At 42.8% G+C, this 15966-nt stretch carries 20 protein-coding genes; 16 read left to right on the top strand and 4 right to left on the bottom strand.

The features are described from left to right. Nucleotides 1–246 precede the first annotated feature (246 nt). The 3 genes from I3X05_RS07615 (at nt 247) to I3X05_RS07605 (ending at nt 3633) form a co-directional block, all read left to right on the top strand. Entirely contained in the window at nt 247–603 is a 357-nt protein-coding gene (locus I3X05_RS07615) for a hypothetical protein (RefSeq protein ID WP_045570339.1), read from the top strand. A gap of 107 nt (nt 604–710) precedes the next feature. Continuing rightward, entirely contained in the window at nt 711–1910 is a 1200-nt protein-coding gene (locus tag I3X05_RS07610; RefSeq protein ID WP_045570340.1) for an FIST signal transduction protein, read from the top strand. Further along, nucleotides 1900–3633 carry an ATP-binding protein gene (locus I3X05_RS07605; protein ID WP_045570341.1) on the top strand — a complete coding sequence of 578 codons (1734 nt, stop codon included), beginning with the start codon at nt 1900–1902 and terminating at the stop codon, nt 3631–3633. Before I3X05_RS07610 ends, I3X05_RS07605 begins: the two co-directional genes overlap by 11 nt. A gap of 236 nt (nt 3634–3869) precedes the next feature. Here I3X05_RS07605 and I3X05_RS07600 read toward each other — a convergent pair whose 3' ends face one another. Beyond that, nucleotides 3870–4238: a DUF3693 domain-containing protein gene (locus I3X05_RS07600; RefSeq protein WP_337971122.1), complete on the bottom strand. Its 369-nt coding sequence runs from the start codon at nt 4236–4238 to the stop codon at nt 3870–3872. Nucleotides 4239–4434: 196 nt separating this feature from the next. Between I3X05_RS07600 and I3X05_RS07595 the strand changes: the two genes are divergently transcribed. From I3X05_RS07595 to I3X05_RS07535, 13 genes are all read left to right on the top strand, one after another. Next, a complete protein-coding gene (locus tag I3X05_RS07595) occupies nt 4435–4797 on the top strand; it encodes a hypothetical protein (protein WP_337971121.1) in 363 nt (120 codons plus the stop codon). Nucleotides 4798–4799: 2 nt separating this feature from the next. Next, nucleotides 4800–5003 (top strand): hypothetical protein, encoded by a 204-nt coding sequence (locus tag I3X05_RS07590; RefSeq protein WP_193157979.1) that lies wholly within the window; start codon nt 4800–4802, stop codon nt 5001–5003. Nucleotide 5004: 1 nt separating this feature from the next. Next, nucleotides 5005–6264, top strand: a complete 1260-nt coding sequence (locus I3X05_RS07585; protein WP_337971120.1) for a replication initiation factor domain-containing protein — start codon at nt 5005–5007, stop codon at nt 6262–6264. Continuing rightward, on the top strand, nt 6257–6577 hold the full coding sequence (locus I3X05_RS07580) for a hypothetical protein (protein WP_193157977.1): 321 nt from the start codon (nt 6257–6259) through the stop codon (nt 6575–6577). Before I3X05_RS07585 ends, I3X05_RS07580 begins: the two co-directional genes overlap by 8 nt. An 11-nt stretch (nt 6578–6588) precedes the next feature. Then, a complete protein-coding gene (locus I3X05_RS07575) occupies nt 6589–6819 on the top strand; it encodes a hypothetical protein (RefSeq protein WP_337971119.1) in 231 nt (76 codons plus the stop codon). Between the two features lie 32 nt (nt 6820–6851). Then, nucleotides 6852–7061 carry a hypothetical protein gene (locus tag I3X05_RS07570; protein ID WP_193157975.1) on the top strand — a complete coding sequence of 70 codons (210 nt, stop codon included), beginning with the start codon at nt 6852–6854 and terminating at the stop codon, nt 7059–7061. 131 nt (nt 7062–7192) lie between these two features. Then, complete coding sequence (locus tag I3X05_RS07565; RefSeq protein ID WP_337971118.1) at nt 7193–8677, top strand: hypothetical protein; 1485 nt, start codon at nt 7193–7195, stop codon at nt 8675–8677. Next, nucleotides 8677–9021 (top strand): DUF2523 family protein, encoded by a 345-nt coding sequence (locus I3X05_RS07560; RefSeq protein WP_193157973.1) that lies wholly within the window; start codon nt 8677–8679, stop codon nt 9019–9021. The genes I3X05_RS07565 and I3X05_RS07560 overlap by 1 nt, the downstream gene beginning before the upstream one ends. A 2-nt stretch (nt 9022–9023) precedes the next feature. Continuing rightward, entirely contained in the window at nt 9024–10388 is a 1365-nt protein-coding gene (locus I3X05_RS07555) for a zonular occludens toxin domain-containing protein (protein ID WP_337971117.1), read from the top strand. Nucleotides 10389–10400: 12 nt separating this feature from the next. Further along, nucleotides 10401–10586 carry a hypothetical protein gene (locus I3X05_RS07550; RefSeq protein WP_337971116.1) on the top strand — a complete coding sequence of 62 codons (186 nt, stop codon included), beginning with the start codon at nt 10401–10403 and terminating at the stop codon, nt 10584–10586. Nucleotides 10587–11469: 883 nt separating this feature from the next. Further along, complete coding sequence (locus I3X05_RS07545; protein WP_193157970.1) at nt 11470–12183, top strand: phospholipase D family protein; 714 nt, start codon at nt 11470–11472, stop codon at nt 12181–12183. A 191-nt stretch (nt 12184–12374) separates the two neighbouring features. Next, entirely contained in the window at nt 12375–13454 is a 1080-nt protein-coding gene (locus I3X05_RS07540) for a DUF262 domain-containing protein (RefSeq protein WP_337971115.1), read from the top strand. Between the two features lies 1 nt (nt 13455). Then, nucleotides 13456–14088: an MAE_28990/MAE_18760 family HEPN-like nuclease gene (locus tag I3X05_RS07535; RefSeq protein WP_337971114.1), complete on the top strand. Its 633-nt coding sequence runs from the start codon at nt 13456–13458 to the stop codon at nt 14086–14088. A 26-nt stretch (nt 14089–14114) separates the two neighbouring features. Here I3X05_RS07535 and I3X05_RS07530 read toward each other — a convergent pair whose 3' ends face one another. The 3 genes from I3X05_RS07530 to I3X05_RS07520 all read right to left on the bottom strand — a co-directional run bounded on the left by I3X05_RS07530 (nt 14115) and on the right by I3X05_RS07520 (nt 15943). After that, the gene (locus tag I3X05_RS07530; RefSeq protein ID WP_193157443.1) at nt 14115–14501 is read right to left on the bottom strand and encodes a phage protein; all 387 of its coding nucleotides are present in this window, start codon (nt 14499–14501) and stop codon (nt 14115–14117) included. Next, nucleotides 14461–14637, bottom strand: coding sequence for a hypothetical protein (locus I3X05_RS07525; protein WP_193157442.1), 177 nt, complete (start codon nt 14635–14637; stop codon nt 14461–14463). The genes I3X05_RS07530 and I3X05_RS07525 overlap by 41 nt, the downstream gene beginning before the upstream one ends. 88 nt (nt 14638–14725) lie before the next feature. Next, nucleotides 14726–15943, bottom strand: a complete 1218-nt coding sequence (locus I3X05_RS07520; RefSeq protein ID WP_193157441.1) for an HDOD domain-containing protein — start codon at nt 15941–15943, stop codon at nt 14726–14728. Nucleotides 15944–15966 lie beyond the last annotated feature (23 nt).

Below are 15966 nucleotides of genomic sequence, written 5' to 3'. Positions count from 1 at the left end.
CCAATTTCTAATTAACTACACTTTACTTCCAACACGACTTGCGTCGTAACACCACCCAAACCAGCTCAAGAAACTAAGTCATTTCATGACGTTATTTCCCTTGCCGACTTTAAAGAAAAGTGGCATTTTCAGCCTGTAACTATACTTGAATTAACAAATCAATGACAGAGTAGTAACCTTACTGACGCTCAGGAATTGCTCTTTTATTTAAAAACTTTGAAGTTTGTAACAAGGAAAACGGTAAAAATGGCGGCGCAAAAGTTAACAAAGGCAAGGCTCGCACAAATATTGCTCATCCTGACAGTATTAGTCATCGCATTTATCTGGCGTACATTGAAATATGAGTCACTACAAATGTTGGATTGTTCACAAAACCAACCATGTGAATTAACAATTTCTCAAGAAAAGTTAGAAATAAGACGAGAAAATGATGGCATACGCATTCAACTGCCCAAAAACGGGACTTTGAAAATTGATTTAAATCAAAAACACTATTCTATCACTCGTGATGAAGAAAGTATTCTTCTAAGCGTACAAACCTATCCTGTCACTTTCTACATCCGGGATAAAGACATCACTGTTGCAAAGGTTATATATAGATAAATCTGACATAACACGCGAAATTTTAATCCCAAAATGCGGATCACTCTTAGCAATGAAAGGAAGTGGTGGTATAAAGGAAGTCAATTTACAAAATCATAAATTAGAAAATGCGCTGCCAAACTGTGTTTAGCCATGAGCTTGATGAAACGAAAGCGATTAGCGAGTTTCGCATGAAAATCAATAACAAACATCTTGCAATGCTCATTTGCTATTATACAGAAGAGTATTGTTGCGATAAGTTGCAACACGCATTTAAGACTCAGTTTCCTGGCATCCCATTTCATGGTTCAAGCTCATGTCAAGCTATAATGACAGAACATGGTTTTCATCCAGGTCCAGTGGTTGGTGTTTTTGCGATATTTGACAGTGGCTTCAACAATGCTTATGGCACGGGAATCTCTGTGGAAGCAAACCTTCCACAGACGGTTAAGTACAATGTCGAACACGTGCTTGAAATGGCACTGTGTCATGCCAATCGACAGAGTGAAGTGCCTAGTCTCATCCTTCTGCATTCAACGCCAGGTAATGAAGAAGAGATCATTCAAGCTTTAGATCAATACTTTAGAACTCTGGTACCCATTATTGGTGGTAGTGCTGCGGATAATCAGATCAAAGGAGCATGGTCTATTTTCACCTCTCAGGGCACGAGCAAAAATGGGATAAGCTTGACGGTTTTCTTTTCATCTCAATCCATCTACACCGGATTTAGTGCGGGTCATATCCCAACAGAGATTTCAGGAAAAGCAACCAAAGTTAAAGGGCGAGAACTGATTGAGATTGACAATCGTCCCGCGGCTAACGTTTATCAAGAGTGGACTGAGCTTCATTTCCAAAAAAATGAAAAACATAACGTCATATTTGATGTGGCAACCGCGTATCCGTTAGGGCGCATCGCAGGTCATCTTTATGACCACCCATATTTTATCCTTTCCCATCCCGTTCGCGAGACAGTGCAAGGGGGTATTGAGCTGTTTTCTAGGATAGATGAAGGCGATAGACTCTATTTGATGCGAGGTTGCAAAGAACAACTGATTCGCCGAGCCGCGCGAGTCGTCAATGCGGCGTTTTGGCAAAAGCTAGCAGACTCCAATAAGATTGGCGTAATTAATATCTTCTGTGCGGGTTCAATGATCCAAATACGGCAAGAAATTGATACCGTACTCGCACAGTTAGCCGATGAGCTGAATGGCAAACCCTTTATTTGTCCTTTTACTTTTGGGGAGCAAGGAAGATTTATAAGCGGAGAAAATGGTCATGGCAATTTAATGATCTCCTCGGCCATCTTCCATTCACCACATGACGCATAAAATCAAAAATACCTTCATCAAAGAAGAGCTACAAGAAGCGCTGGCTGAACTAAAAGAAAGTAGGGAACGTGAGAAAAGATTGGCAGAAGAGAACAAAGCCATTCTTAGTGCCATTTCCGCCATGAGTGAAGCTAAAAATCGCCATGAAATATTTTCTGGCTTAAAAGGCGTATTGAAAAAATACATAGATTTTGATGATTTTGTTGTACTTTCTCGCCACTGCGAAGAACCCTCATTCTCAACATTACTGACCACCAATCGCGCTTTTGCTCATATTGCATGGTCTGAAGGCGATAAATTCAACCGCGCTTTAGGCGGTGAATGCATCCTGCTGTTTGAGCCTTATAAAGCCAATGAATTCAAAAACATCAACAGCTTCATTCAAACTCACATCGGCTCCGTGTTGTTAACAGGAATAGACGCAGAAGTGACCCGGTCGGTCATTCTACTCGTTGGGAGCAGGCCAGGGCAGTTTAGCATTGAGTCAAAGGAGACTCTGAAACGTTTTTTGCCTTTGGTTGAACGCGCTGTTATCGATATTGAGCACAAAGAAAAGTTACAACGTATTGTAGAGGCGCGAACTCACGAACTGGCTGTGGCGCGAGAAGAATCAGAGCGAGCCAATAAGGCCAAATCCGAGTTTCTTGCCATGATGAGTCATGAGCTTCGAACACCACTTAACTCCGTATTGGGCATGCTAGACCTGCTCAAGGATTCCGGTATCTCTAAATACCAAAGCGAAGTTGTACAACAAATGGAAAGCTCCGCAGAGCTCTTGTTGGCACTCATCAGTGATATCCTAGATATATCCAAGATCGAATCAGGTAACTTTTCTCTATTAGAACAATGGATTAATTTAAGTGACACTGCCACTTCTGTATTGCGACAGCAACAGCAACTTGCAGAAAGCAAAGGGCTCCGTTTTCACTTCAATTTGTTCTTTGATCCACATAATGATTATTGGCTTGACCCAATACGTATTTCACAGATTCTATTCAATCTAGTGGGCAATGCTGTCAAGTTTACTCAAACCGGTGAAATACATATTCGTCTATCTGTTGAGAGGAATAAACTGATATTGGCCGTCAGAGATACCGGTATTGGTATAGAAGAAGACAAAATTTCATCACTATTTGTTGCATTTAAACAGGCAGATAGCTCAATCACACGTGAGTTTGGCGGCACAGGTCTAGGACTCGCTATTACCAAGCATCTTGTAGAATTAATGTCTGGAACTATTTCAGTTTCTAGTGAATTTGGCAAAGGATCTGAGTTTTTAGTCTGTTTACCAGTCAAAGAGCTACGGCGGACCAAGGGTGATAGCGTCACTAAGACTGATCTATTCAATAAGAGCTTGAACATACTCGTAGTTGAAGACACCAAATCTAATCAAATGGTCATTAAGCTGCTTCTGTCCAAGTTAGGACATAAGGTATTCATGGCAAACAATGGTAGTGAAGCCATTGAATTTATTGGACGAGATGAAGTGCCACTAGATATGGTACTTATGGATGTCTCGATGCCAGTCATGGACGGACTAACAGCTACAAGAACACTTAGAAACAACGGCTTCCAAGTACCTATTGTCGCACTAACAGCACACGCTCTAGAAAGTGATCGTCAGAATTGCTTGGAATCCGGAATGGATAGTTTTATCGCAAAACCTGTCAGAAAGCATGAACTAGAGAGTGTTATCCAAACATTCCACTACGTTGAACTTTAGCAGAAACGCTTGAACTTAATATAGAACAAAACAAACGCAGATTGTTTTGTTCTATATTATGGATTTTATGGTAAATCCGAATACTGTTAAATAGACTTATGAACCTAACAATAAACCTAGAACATAAGCTCATGAACTCAGCGTAAACGTAAAACAGATTTTTGTGAAGTGAAAGTGAGAGAAGGTAACTTATTGATTTATTGTTGCTCATGAACCTAGGAAGTAAACTGGGATATTTAACATAATATACATAATGCGCACTGTGATAACAGAGTGACAGGGTCACTGATACCTAGTGCTAATGCTCCACAAGCCATTGAAATACCTGTTAAACCTAGCCCGTTAAACTTTTTTGCAATGTTAGTCCAAAGTTCTTGTGCCTCGTATGTTTTTGCTTTATCGAGTGCCAAGCCTACCAGAGCCTTTTCTTTATCTTCGCCAACGGCATCAGCAAGCATAAGTATCTGATTTTCACTAAGGTACGTTCTTCCTTTTCTCACTTCTGTAATCATTTGAGGGCTTACGCCTAGGTCGTGAGCGATTTGCTTGTATTGAACATAGTTCATCTGCTCTTTATAGGCATCAATGAGCTTGTTTGTATACATTTCTAGCTTTCCTTTTTGTTCCTCTTAGACCTGATTCTAGTCGTTTAATACAGAAATTGCTTTATTGACGGTACAAAGTTTTCTGTATTAAATCACCACAGAATTTACTGTATTGACCGCCTGAGTTCGGGCGTTTGCCCTTGAAGCGTTCGCTTTGAGCTCTGGCGGTCACTCTCAACTGTTCAAGGTGGTTGGCATGGCTATCAGCTCTAGAATCGCAAAACTCGGACAAGCTTCAACGCTCAATTTGATTAACGGCGTTCCTCATCGTTATTGTCCACTTTGCTATAACACGCTTATTCCATTCTCAACGGCTTGTTGCGCTGACTGTGCTTACGCAATGGATGCCACCAATCCAGAACCACTTAAAGCAAGAATCTTGCTCTCATCTGGCACTGAGTCTTTGTATTTGCAGTCCTTTTTAAAAGGTCACGTTGTCACAACAACACATCACGTTCACGCGCTGACCTTGCCAGAAAACACGGCTCGACAACTGCTCAACAAAATCAAATCACGTTGGCCTGTGGCGCAACTCTCGTACAGCATCAAGGGCGCGTAATCATGTTTATCAACTCTCCTGTTTACTACTGGCACGAAGAAGACGGTTATTACGTCTGCATTGATGGTCGTCCCGATTACTTCCGCACTCGCGGCGAAATGTACGCGTTTGCCTGCGCCGATGGCCGCGATGTTATCGAAGTGACCGACGACAACGACCAAACGCTGCGGGATTCCGGTGCATTTGATTCGGATGGAGAGTTTTAACATGTCTCGAACACTTATTGATTACGTCTCTTTCTCCGGTACGCCTCAACTGCTCGAACGTTGCAAGGAAATGGCCAAGCATCGCTTTGCACTGTCGCAAGTGGGTGAATTCCAGTCTCAAGCCAGCTCCGCCGTGGCTCATCGTGAACGCACTCAAATCAATTACTTTGCGGAAAACCTCGCGCAAGTCCTTGGCTGCATTAAAGAAACCAACTACGCGAATCGAGATTTGTATTTTGATTCACTGGCAAACGAGCTGTGCCATGCGGAACTGGAAATTGCCACCGATAAGAGCTTTCAACAATGTTATGAAGAGCTGATTGTTAACCTTGGTGTGGATATGCTCGATACGCTTTGTCATGGCGAAATTGAATCGTTTCTAGAGTTGCTTAACGACGAAATTTCCTATCCTGGCAATCTCTGGACTCTGGAACGACGCGGCGGCTATTCCGGTTATTCTCACTCGGCTAACCTCATGTGTAACGGCACTCAAGCAGGTAAAGTCGCTTGGGGTGCGAAAAACTTTGGCTTCTATGTCTCGTTCTCCGGTAAGGGTTGCGAGGCCGTCAACATGGTGCAACTGCAAAAAGCCTTAAAACAGATGCCAGCGGCCAAACTGACTCGCGTTGATATTGCCCTTGATGATTTGCAAGGCGCGGTGACTATCGATGAAATCATTGACCGCTATCAAGACGGCGCATTCATTACACGCGGTACGCCTCCGGGTTGGGGTTTATTCATGGGCGGAACGGGCGCAACATCGGACGACCGCCGCAAGTGTGGCTTAGTGCCTGACCGTGGCCGCACGTTCTATGTGGGTGCGCGTGAAAATGGCAAAGTCTTTCGTGCTTACCACAAAGGCGCACAGATGCGCTCGACCGAATACCCCGATTGGAATCGCTTTGAGGTGCAATTGGGTAACCGCTTCCGTGTCATTCCGTTTGACGTATTGACCGACCCAGACCCCTATTTTGCTGGCGCTTACCCTGCTCTCTCCGAGCTTATTTCAGAGGTTGAGCCAATCCGTATTCCAACGGTGAAGCTCGTCTTTAACATTTCATTAGAGAACGCGATTAAACACGCAAAGACTCAGTATGGAAAACTCATCAACGCCCTTCAGCTTATCTATGACAAGCCTGAAGAAGTATTGGCCGTTCTTACAAAGGGCCTCACTACCGCAGACATACCCGACCGAATTAACTATCCAGTCGGTCGAGGAATACATACCAAACAACAATCTGGAGAAATTACCTATGGCTAACACCATTCGCGCTATCGTCCTTGGCTTTGAACATTCCAAAGGCTTGAGCAAGGCCAATGACCGTCCTTACGACTACGCAGTCGTTAACTACCTTGGTCAAAATGACGGTTGGACACAATCACAAAAAGGCACCTGTACCCGCGTGGGCCTGATGCAAAAAACCATTGCCATGTGCAATAACAACCCCTCTCTGTTCGCTGAGTTCAGCAAGCTTGAGGGCAAATACCCGATTGAGCTCGAATTGGAACTGGGCCTGAATCCAAACGATTTGCAGAAAAACTGGGTCGTCGATTTCAAGATAGTCACTAAGTAAGGCACCAAATCATGAGTAATTGTGTCATTGCTTACAACGGTTACTTGATGCTCGCGCCTCAAGGCTTTGATTGCACTTACACAATTCTCACTCCTTCCGAGCTGGAAGCTATCCAAAATCAGTCTCTCGGCTCGGTCACCATTGACCCACAGATATACACCACGGTCAGCGGGTATTTGTTGCTCTCGCTGGTCTCGGGTCACATCTTGGGTCGAATTGTCAAAACCTTTGGGCGCGGTTAGCCCTTTTACTTAACTCAGTTGGAGATATTCCTATGAAACTACGTAACACCATGAAAAAAGTCGGTATCGCTGTTGCTGCTTCTGTCACTGCTTCTAGTGCTTTTGCGGAAGGTGATGTTGCTAGCGCCATCACTACGGCAGTATCAACAGGTCAAAGCAACTATGGCTTAGTTGTGGTCGGCCTGATTGGTCTTGCGGCGCTGGGCTTTGGTCTGCGCATGATTGTGGGCGCAATGCGCTAAGACGATGGCGGAGCTTATCACAAACGTCTTGTCTGTTCTCTTTGGCCTATCGATGGCGGGATGTTTTGTTTACGGCTTCTATACAGGTATTAACGCCTCCTAGCGGGGGCGTTTTTCTTCGAGGTAAATGCATGCGTATCAGTATTATATTTTTAGTGTCGCTGTCTGCGTTGTTTACCTCATTCTCTTACGCGGCAACATGTACCATTGGGCTTAAACTTTCGTCTAAAACTTGGTTAGGCACGCTTTACGGTGATAGCCCGAAAGCATGCCTTACCGGCTGCTTGTTTCGCCTTGATGATGTTGCGGTGTGTTTCCCGAGCGATGGCTCGTGCGTCGGTGCTTTTATTTCCACTGGTGTGAGTTGCGACCAAGGAGACAGTCTTATTTTTGGCGGCTCCGTTCCTAACGCTGGCGGTAATGGTGATGGCTCCGGTGACGGCTCTGGTGATGGTGACGGTAGCGGTGATGGTTCCGGTGATAGCTCCTGTTACAAAGATGGCGTACTAGACCCCTCTTGCGATAATCAAGGCGGCTCTGGCACCCCCAATCCTGCTTATGCGCAATATCTTAATTCCGTTATTAATGAGATGCCCAACAACATTGAAAGCGGTTATCTGCATGCGAAAACAGCTAAGCTGCAAGCAAAGCTCGCCGCTGCTCAGGCTGACAAATTAAACTCTATTGATTTTCATATTAAGCAGCTTCAAGAGAATACGTCTGGCCTAGAAAGTGCCACTGCATCTACCCGCAATAATACGGCTAACATCGACAAATATTCACAGCTGACTTATACCGATGTTTCACAAATACTGAGCACCGCAAAGAGTATCAATACCTCTAATCAAAGCATTGATACTGAGCTCAAAAACTTGAGCAAGTTACTCGCCGAGGGTTCCGGTTCCGGTTCTGAAATGACTAATTCGATACTTAGTGTTATCCATGATGCTCAGTTGCAGACATCGAGAGAGATTATTACCAATAGAGAAACTATGTATAGTCTTCGGAATTCTATCTATGACGTTCGCAATGTTGGTTATGAAATTCGAAACAATCTTTATGAGCTCCGCAATACCAATAGCAAACTGGATAGTATTCTAGGTGAATTACAGTCGGGCGGTTCGGGCGGTGATGGTGATGGCTCAGGCGGTGATAATTCTGAGGTAGTCGGTGCAATTGACTCTGTTGGCACCAAAATCGACGGTCTAGGCGACAGCTTAGAAGGTATGGGCGATAAACTCGGTGGTATATCCGATAAGCTCGACGGTAAAGGACTCACCAAAGGCAATCACGACTCGCTGATTAATTTCGGTGAAACCCCTCTCTATCAGGAATCCGAGGTGGAAAAACTCGCTCAGGAAGTGGAAGACCTCAAAGAGCAATACACAGAAAAGGTGAATGACTTCAAAAAACTCTTTTCCCTGAATCTAGACTCCCTCTCAAGCGGGGAATACAGAGAGCACTTCTTAGATTTTGAATTCGCCAACGGCGCAAAGCTGCGCGCGGGTTCCTCCGTCTTTCCCGCCCTGATTGACAACTCGGGCCTGATTGCGGCGGTGATTCTCTTTGTAGCGGTGATTGCAGGGCTGCGTGTGGTGATGGGGGCTAAGGACTAATGCAATACATACTCGACTTTCTGGCGTTTCTCAGCAGCATCGGTGACACGGTGATAGAGTTCTTTAAGGCTATCCCCGATTACTTCAATCAGTTCTTTGTTTACCTCAATGCTTGGTACGTCAAGATAAAGCTCTACTTCTTCATTATGTCGCTGCAATTTGCCTATGATACGGCGGTGTATCTGCTTAATGATATTGGCTTTAATGACCTGATTTCCTCGACGTTTAACGCGCTCCCAAGTGAGCTGCGCTATTACGCGTTCTTGTTTCGCATCCCGCAAGCGATATCCATTTATTTTAACTGCCTAGCGACGGCGTTTGTCTTGAGAATGACGAGGCTCTAACGATGGCCATCTTTATCCGCACAGGGGCGAACGGCTCCTATAAATCCGCCTACACTGCCTACTTTGTTATCTATGAAGCGCTCAAGGCTGGTCGTGTTGTGGTGACCAACATTGAAGGGATGCAACCGCTCGATGTGATAGAAAAACGCATGGGCATCACCTTTCCCTCAACTACCCGCCTCATTCGCATTTTTAGCCGTGACAAAGAAGGGATTGAACTCTGGCAGCACTTCTTTTGCTGGTGTCCGCTTGGGGCGTTGATTGTCATTGATGAGTGCCAAGATATCTTCTCGAAAAACATCGGCTTTCGGATGGAAAAAATCAGCTACCGCCCCCTGTCTGAGTTTCTCGATAAACTGCCGCCGGATTACGAAAGCTTTTTTTACTCTCGTTATACCCCTGCCGATATGACCAATCTTGATGAAGGTGAAGTGGACGACCGAGGCCGCGCCGAATACGACGAACAAGGCCGCATCATCTACCCGCTCTCATTCAATGAAGGTTTTCAGCGTCACCGTAAATACAACTGGGATATTCACTTGCTCTCACCTGACTGGGGTCAGATTCAAAGTGAAATTCGCGCACCTTCGGAAGAATGCTTTTTCCACAAAGGTCGTGACGCTTATTTCTGGGCGAAACGAAAACCTTACATCTACAAACATCAAAAGAACGTCTCAACGCCGACCATCCCCAAAGGAAAAGATCCAAACCTGACAAAGCAGAAAATCCCGCTTGAGGCGTTCTTGCTCTACAAATCCACATCAACGGGTATTGCACGTGATTCTGGTGCAATGAACATGTTATTTCGCAATCCCAAAATCATGGGCGCTATGGTTTTAGGTTTGCTCTGTATGGGGTGTTTCATCTATGGACTATCCAATTTGGTTTTTGGTTCTTCTGAGACGGTGGAAAACTCGCCCTCGTCGCTCCCTATCGCTTCCGCTACTGGCTCGGCTAACGGGGTATCTCAAACGGGCGCTCAGGCTCATTCTTTTGTACCTACTGATAGGAACGGCAATCCGGCTTCTTCTGCTGCCAATAGTCCATCTAATCGGCTTGATGATATAAAGCGCATGCTCGGGCTGTATGACATTCAGAACGTCTATTACACGGGGCATACCGTGAAAAGCACTGATAAGGGCTTTTACTTTTATGTCACTCTGGAAGCCAAAACGCCCGAAGGTACTTATTACCTGAATGACCGATTTTTGGAGGCTAACGATATTAGTTATGTCCACTATGACGACTGCTTACTGAAGCTCACGAAAGAGGCCGTGAGTTTGAATGTGTATTGCAAACCCATCAACCGTGACCCCATTGAACGCAAACCCGACTCGGCCAACGTAACACTTGGCCCCTTATTTTAAAAAGGTGACAGCATGGCACAATTAGTGATTTCCCCTGACGACTTAGCCACCATTATCGAGGCGGCATACTTCTACAACGTGACCGCCGTTATCGCGGGGTTACTTATCTATGATGTATTAAGTAGCTGCTTTCGTTTTTGGTTACTGCAATACAAGCGCCGTCAGCGTAAGCAAAAATCCCCTCAACCGACCAATTAAATCAATCACTTAGCCTGGTGAGCATCGGACGACGACGAAGACTGAGGAGGAGGAGAAGCGCAACCAATCCTTAACCTTTTTAAATTTCCCTGTTACTCTATATTCTTATTTCATTATATCTAAATGAAAAACACTAATAGCGAAATATTATAACAAAAATACATGTCAAGAATTGACATTTTAATATTAAAATACAGCTCACAAAAATATATTTTAAGTTGCAATTGGATTACATATTGACAAATTAAAATAATCTCTTGAAGGCTCATCATTGAATTTTAAATAAACCATTTGCTAATATAAAGGGTTTGCCACTTTCCTCTCAAATCGCTTTATATTCAATATTTAACATTTGCAACAAAAATAAGTGAACGCGCTCATTGAGCGCTTATTTGTATTTAAAGCGCACGCCGCACCAAGCCCCGCAGGGATAAGCAATGCACGTAGTGCAAGCGAAGCACCAAGCCACTCTCTGAACTCATGTGATCACGTTTGGCCGATTGGCGCGGTTAGCGGCTGTTCTCATTTGGCATGCGCCCGCCCTCGCCTTGCTAGACCTCTAAAATGTCGCCACACTCGATAAACGCACAGCATTTGCCAGTGTCTCTATACGGCTTTTGATGGCTTTGCGAGTGTCGAGCAAGCCATTTGGGGAACCCCGTATAGTAATACGGGGTGAAAGTCTCACCCCGTATCTTCTTACTTTCTTCTTGTTCTTCTTCCTGCAAGCGAAGCGCGCCAGTGTTTGAGCGAAGCGAGTAGCCCTAATGTATATAAGCACGAATTATTAAGCCTGCATCTGCTTTCTGATTCGGAACGCTTGATTTGAATCCGTATTGGTCGTAGCGTGTATGCGCTAGGTTTTATATTTCAAGGGTATGAAATGGCTAAGTTTTTAAATACAAGCGCAACAAACTACTATCTCGAAGAGCTGATAAAGAATGCATCAGAGCGACTGATTCTGATTAGCCCGTTTTTAAAGCTAAACGATAGAATAAGAGAGCTTCTCGAAGACAAAGACCGTCTTAAAATCGATATCAGAATCGTGTATGGCAAAAGCGAACTACAACCCGATGAGATCAACTGGCTGAAAGGCCTCTCTTTTGTTCGCACGAGTTTTTGCAAGAATCTGCACGCGAAATGCTACATTAATGAAAGCTCTTGCATCATCACAAGTCTAAATCTCTATGAGTTCAGTCAAGTGAACAACAATGAAATGGGTATCTACATTGACCGTGATTCAGACAGCGAGCTCTACAAAGATTCTTATGAAGAAGCACAGCGCATTATTCGCATTAGTGATGAAGTTAGGATATCTCTAGAAAAAGTTCCTACCGATTCGGTAGATACAGAGCAAGATAAAGCCCCAACCTCAACGGATGGCCAAGCTAAAGTGACTTCTTCAGCACTAGCCAAAAAACATAAAATTAAAACTGACGACTTCTTGCAACTATGTGTGGTTAAAGGCTATTTATCTTTTGAGAATGGTAAACACACGTTAACTGACACTGGCAAAGAGCAAGGCGGCGAGTTCAAATACAGTAAACGGTTTGGTCCCTACTTCATTTGGCCAGAATTGTTGGATGTTGTTAGCTAGAATTAACCGACCTTACAGGTAGTTTTCCGCAATCTTAAGAGAGACGAGATCTATCAGTCTAGTGTATTAGTCATGAGCCAAGATAGTTTTCCATTAAACCAACTACTTCCTGACAATAGATATTGTGGTTAACATGCTACTTTTTGTTTACTATATAAAGCAACTACTTAACTTAAAAATAAGGCTAAATTATGAGCAGTGAGAAACTTGCAGTCGAAGTAGAGAATAAGAGAAAAGTCTTTAAGACAGACTCTTATCCCATGTCTATCGGCGAATTTGCAAATATGTATACTAACAACGAAGTTTTGATAAACCCTGACTTTCAACGGAACTTCCGCTGGACTGATTTGCAAAAATCAAAATTGATTGAGTCAATTTTGTTAGGAATTCCTGTTCCTCCAATTTTTGTTTACCAAAATAATGATGGTGTTTGGGAAGTCGTCGACGGTTTACAACGTCTAAGTACCATTCTTCAGTTTATGGGTATTCATAAGTCAGAGGAATGTATGCAGTTAACGGAAACAAATTATTTACCTCATCTACGGGGGATTAAATGGGATGGCGAAGAGGATGACCCCTTCGTTTTATCAACCAAACAAAAATTAGATTTTAAGCGATCTAAAATAAACTTATCTATCATACTTAACGACTCTGATTCGGACGCAAAATTCGATGTTTTTGAACGACTGAATACTGGAGGTTCTTTCGCTACTCCACAAGAAGTTCGTAATTCTGTAATGGTTATGATGAACAAACCGATTTACGAACGATTCCAGACACTATCAAATAATGCTGAGTTCCTTCGTTCTCTTAATATTAGTGAACGACTAATTAGAGAAAATTACAATATGGAGCTTGCTCTTAGATTTATCGGTTTAAACTATTTTAATTTTGATTCTCGAGTTCATGTTTCTGATTTTTTAGATTACGTATCTAAACAATTATGTTCATCAGAAGAACCTAAGTTTGATCGTATTGAGCAAGAGTTCTTAGAGGTATTTCATCTTATCGACAGTGTTTCGAACGAAAATTCATTTAGAAAATACACTGAAGGTAAATATTCTGGTGGTTTCCAGGAGTCTACCTATGAATTCATTACAATCGGTGTGTGCAAGAACTTGTCCACACTCAATAATGAAAACTTGCTTGAAAAGATGCGTAGTGTATTCACAAATGAAAATTTCCTATCTTATACAGGTTCTGGCTCCAATATAAAAACTCGTGTTCCTAAATTTCTAAAAGCTGCTCCTCTTCATTTCGCAGGTAATTAATGTGGCAAGACTAACTGAAGATGATTTTTTTAACAGAATTGATGAGGAGTTTAGTTGGCGTAGGCGCGAAATTATTCTTTATACGGGTAAAATACCTGATGCTCAAACTGATATACAACGTGTGATGTTGCGTGCTGGTATACCCTTCATTTATGCTCATTGGGAAGGCTATGTAAAGACATGTATGTCTCTTTATTTGAGATATATTTCTGAACTTCAATTGAGTCATGAGAAATTGACAATTCCATTTGTTGCTCTTTCTCTTACCAACTCAATCAATGAGTTCGACTCAAGTGATATTCGTAAAAAAGTTAAATTTCTAGAGTTAATGATGCTAAAGGTAAATGCGCGCTCAAATATCCCTAAGAAGAATATAATTAACACAAAGTCAAATCTCCGATATGATGTATTTAAAGAAATTATGTTCAATGTGGATTTAAATCATCACGGATTTGAATCTAAAGGAGAGGTAATAAATAGTCTTGTCGATGCGCGTAATCATATTGCACACGGTGAGTACAAAAATATATCGCATGGAACTTTCATGTCATTTCATGACGAAGTATTAAATCTTTTAGAACAAATAAAATCCATAATTGAAAATAGTATCTTGAATAAAGACTATTTACGTTAGAGGAAAGGCTCCTTTCGGAGCCTTTATCACGACCTATTTTTTTGAATATACATTATTTTTCCAACTAATCTCGCATATTTCAGTAGTTTTGACATAGTTTTTAAATCGGTTGGACTCTCTATCTCGAGTAGTGCGATACCTGCTAACACTTCCTGTGCGGTTACTTTTCTACCTGTCGGCAGCTCTAAGCGGTCATGATGCATTTTGAATGACTCCCATGTTTTGCACTGGGAAAGCTCTCGCCCTTTAACCATTCTCATAAGCCGTTTGCATTCATTGGGGATGGTTTTACCCTTATCCCACTCCTTGACCTGTCTCACACTTTTAAAACAAAGTTTAGCGGTTTGTTCTACCGTTAAGCCGCATTCAAATTCACGAAAAACAAAGTTTTTTGTCATTTCGTAATACTTCATCAATGAAACTCCGAAAACCGGAAGTCTCATATGCATTGATGATATATTCAACACTTAACATAAGCACTAATAATGCGCACTGTGATAGTGACATTACAGGGTCACTTATTAGCAACGCCAATACACCGCAAGTCATTGAAATACCGGTTAAACCTAGCCCGTTAAACTTTTTTATATAGGAGTTCTGTCAGCGTTTCAAACTCCTTAACTTGATAAGATGCGAACTATTTAGACAGTATGAGACGTCCAGGGATACGGGCTTGGATTTCTTTTAGTGCAGATCCTGGCATCTGTACACGAGCAAACCAATATGGTTTGTGCTTCTCCACAAAGACATTGCTCTGGTTCAGACCGTCATAAACGGAATACGCATGAGCTTGAGCTAAAGCCGCTCCGGCGATACTTCTATGCTCGACAGGTACCTTATCTAAGTCTTCCTGCACAGCAGTTTTAACAAACATTGAATTGGGTGACCAATCTAATGAGTCTAAAACGCGTTGCGACAACTGAGCTTCAAGTTCGTGAATTACTTTTGGTAGAAAAGATATATTCGCCATCACTTCTGCACAAGCATAGTACTCTTCGCGTTTGTCCTGTTCACGATACTTAATCATCGTTTCGACTAACGCATCTTCGAACGTATGCGTAAAATGATTAGCAATTAAAAACTGTCCAACGGTTCTTAGTACTCCAAGAAGTATCCCAACATCAGGTTCTTTGAAGCCAGCGTCAGACAAACGCATTCGAGTAACATTCGCGGTGACTATCATATGCTGCCACATTTTTGGTGCGATTAACTTAGTGTTCGCATCAGACCATTTGAGCATCGGCCTTGCCATCAGTACCGGTAAAAGTAATCGGCAATTTTCGATGCCAATTTGACCTATTGCGACTTTTGCATCGCTAACCCCTTTAGCAGTCTTCCCTATGCGTTCGCAGAATTTTGGGTTAGAGACTAAATCCACCACACTTGAGCTTAGTTGATGGCTCAACGTGGTTAGTGTGCTCAATTTGCTGAAGCTCAAAGATGGTGAGTAAGCAAAAGACGCCAGATGATCAAAGTGCGGAATTCCGTTAAACAGCTTATCTATGGGATTACTAAGCAGCTTTTTAACTAGAAGATGCTCGGTATGACGGCTTACATCCGCAACGACTCTTTTGAGGGTATTTTGGCGATCTTGTACCCTTTCTCGCTTCTCCTTAACTCTGGCTTGCTCACACTCAAGTAAAATACGTTGATTACGAGTGATCCGCTCATTTTCGGAAAAGATGACATCATCGCAGTAGCGACCTTGCAAACTGAGCAAGCTGTCAACATTAGACTGATCGAGCAAATATTTAATACTCACCAACCATTTGGCATGCCTCACTTCAACTTCATTGGCGACCAGCTCTGCAATGTCTACCGCTTCTTTGGTATATCGTCTATTCGCTAAAAGCAAAACACTCTCCCTTGAACTTTATT

Origin of the sequence: Vibrio navarrensis, assembly GCF_015767675.1 — a bacterium.
Lineage (GTDB): Bacteria > Pseudomonadota > Gammaproteobacteria > Enterobacterales > Vibrionaceae > Vibrio.
The sequence above is the reverse complement of the archived record's forward strand: the minus strand, read 5'-3'. Positions and strand labels throughout refer to the sequence as shown.

What these genes read in the sequence shown, in the direction of transcription:
- I3X05_RS07525 (WP_193157442.1), bottom strand. Translation starts at nt 14,637, where the DNA reads ATGACTTGCGGTGTATTGGCGTTGCTAATAAGTGACCCTGTAATGTCA.
- I3X05_RS07555 (WP_337971117.1), top strand. Translation starts at nt 9,024, where the DNA reads ATGGCCATCTTTATCCGCACAGGGGCGAACGGCTCCTATAAATCCGCC.
- I3X05_RS07570 (WP_193157975.1), top strand. Translation starts at nt 6,852, where the DNA reads ATGAAACTACGTAACACCATGAAAAAAGTCGGTATCGCTGTTGCTGCT.
- I3X05_RS07610 (WP_045570340.1), top strand. Translation starts at nt 711, where the DNA reads ATGCGCTGCCAAACTGTGTTTAGCCATGAGCTTGATGAAACGAAAGCG.
- I3X05_RS07595 (WP_337971121.1), top strand. Translation starts at nt 4,435, where the DNA reads ATGGCTATCAGCTCTAGAATCGCAAAACTCGGACAAGCTTCAACGCTC.
- I3X05_RS07605 (WP_045570341.1), top strand. Translation starts at nt 1,900, where the DNA reads ATGACGCATAAAATCAAAAATACCTTCATCAAAGAAGAGCTACAAGAA.
- I3X05_RS07530 (WP_193157443.1), bottom strand. Translation starts at nt 14,501, where the DNA reads ATGAAGTATTACGAAATGACAAAAAACTTTGTTTTTCGTGAATTTGAA.
- I3X05_RS07565 (WP_337971118.1), top strand. Translation starts at nt 7,193, where the DNA reads ATGCGTATCAGTATTATATTTTTAGTGTCGCTGTCTGCGTTGTTTACC.
- I3X05_RS07590 (WP_193157979.1), top strand. Translation starts at nt 4,800, where the DNA reads ATGTTTATCAACTCTCCTGTTTACTACTGGCACGAAGAAGACGGTTAT.
- I3X05_RS07580 (WP_193157977.1), top strand. Translation starts at nt 6,257, where the DNA reads ATGGCTAACACCATTCGCGCTATCGTCCTTGGCTTTGAACATTCCAAA.
- I3X05_RS07540 (WP_337971115.1), top strand. Translation starts at nt 12,375, where the DNA reads ATGAGCAGTGAGAAACTTGCAGTCGAAGTAGAGAATAAGAGAAAAGTC.
- I3X05_RS07615 (WP_045570339.1), top strand. Translation starts at nt 247, where the DNA reads ATGGCGGCGCAAAAGTTAACAAAGGCAAGGCTCGCACAAATATTGCTC.
- I3X05_RS07560 (WP_193157973.1), top strand. Translation starts at nt 8,677, where the DNA reads ATGCAATACATACTCGACTTTCTGGCGTTTCTCAGCAGCATCGGTGAC.
- I3X05_RS07545 (WP_193157970.1), top strand. Translation starts at nt 11,470, where the DNA reads ATGGCTAAGTTTTTAAATACAAGCGCAACAAACTACTATCTCGAAGAG.
- I3X05_RS07600 (WP_337971122.1), bottom strand. Translation starts at nt 4,238, where the DNA reads ATGTATACAAACAAGCTCATTGATGCCTATAAAGAGCAGATGAACTAT.
- I3X05_RS07585 (WP_337971120.1), top strand. Translation starts at nt 5,005, where the DNA reads ATGTCTCGAACACTTATTGATTACGTCTCTTTCTCCGGTACGCCTCAA.
- I3X05_RS07575 (WP_337971119.1), top strand. Translation starts at nt 6,589, where the DNA reads ATGAGTAATTGTGTCATTGCTTACAACGGTTACTTGATGCTCGCGCCT.
- I3X05_RS07550 (WP_337971116.1), top strand. Translation starts at nt 10,401, where the DNA reads ATGGCACAATTAGTGATTTCCCCTGACGACTTAGCCACCATTATCGAG.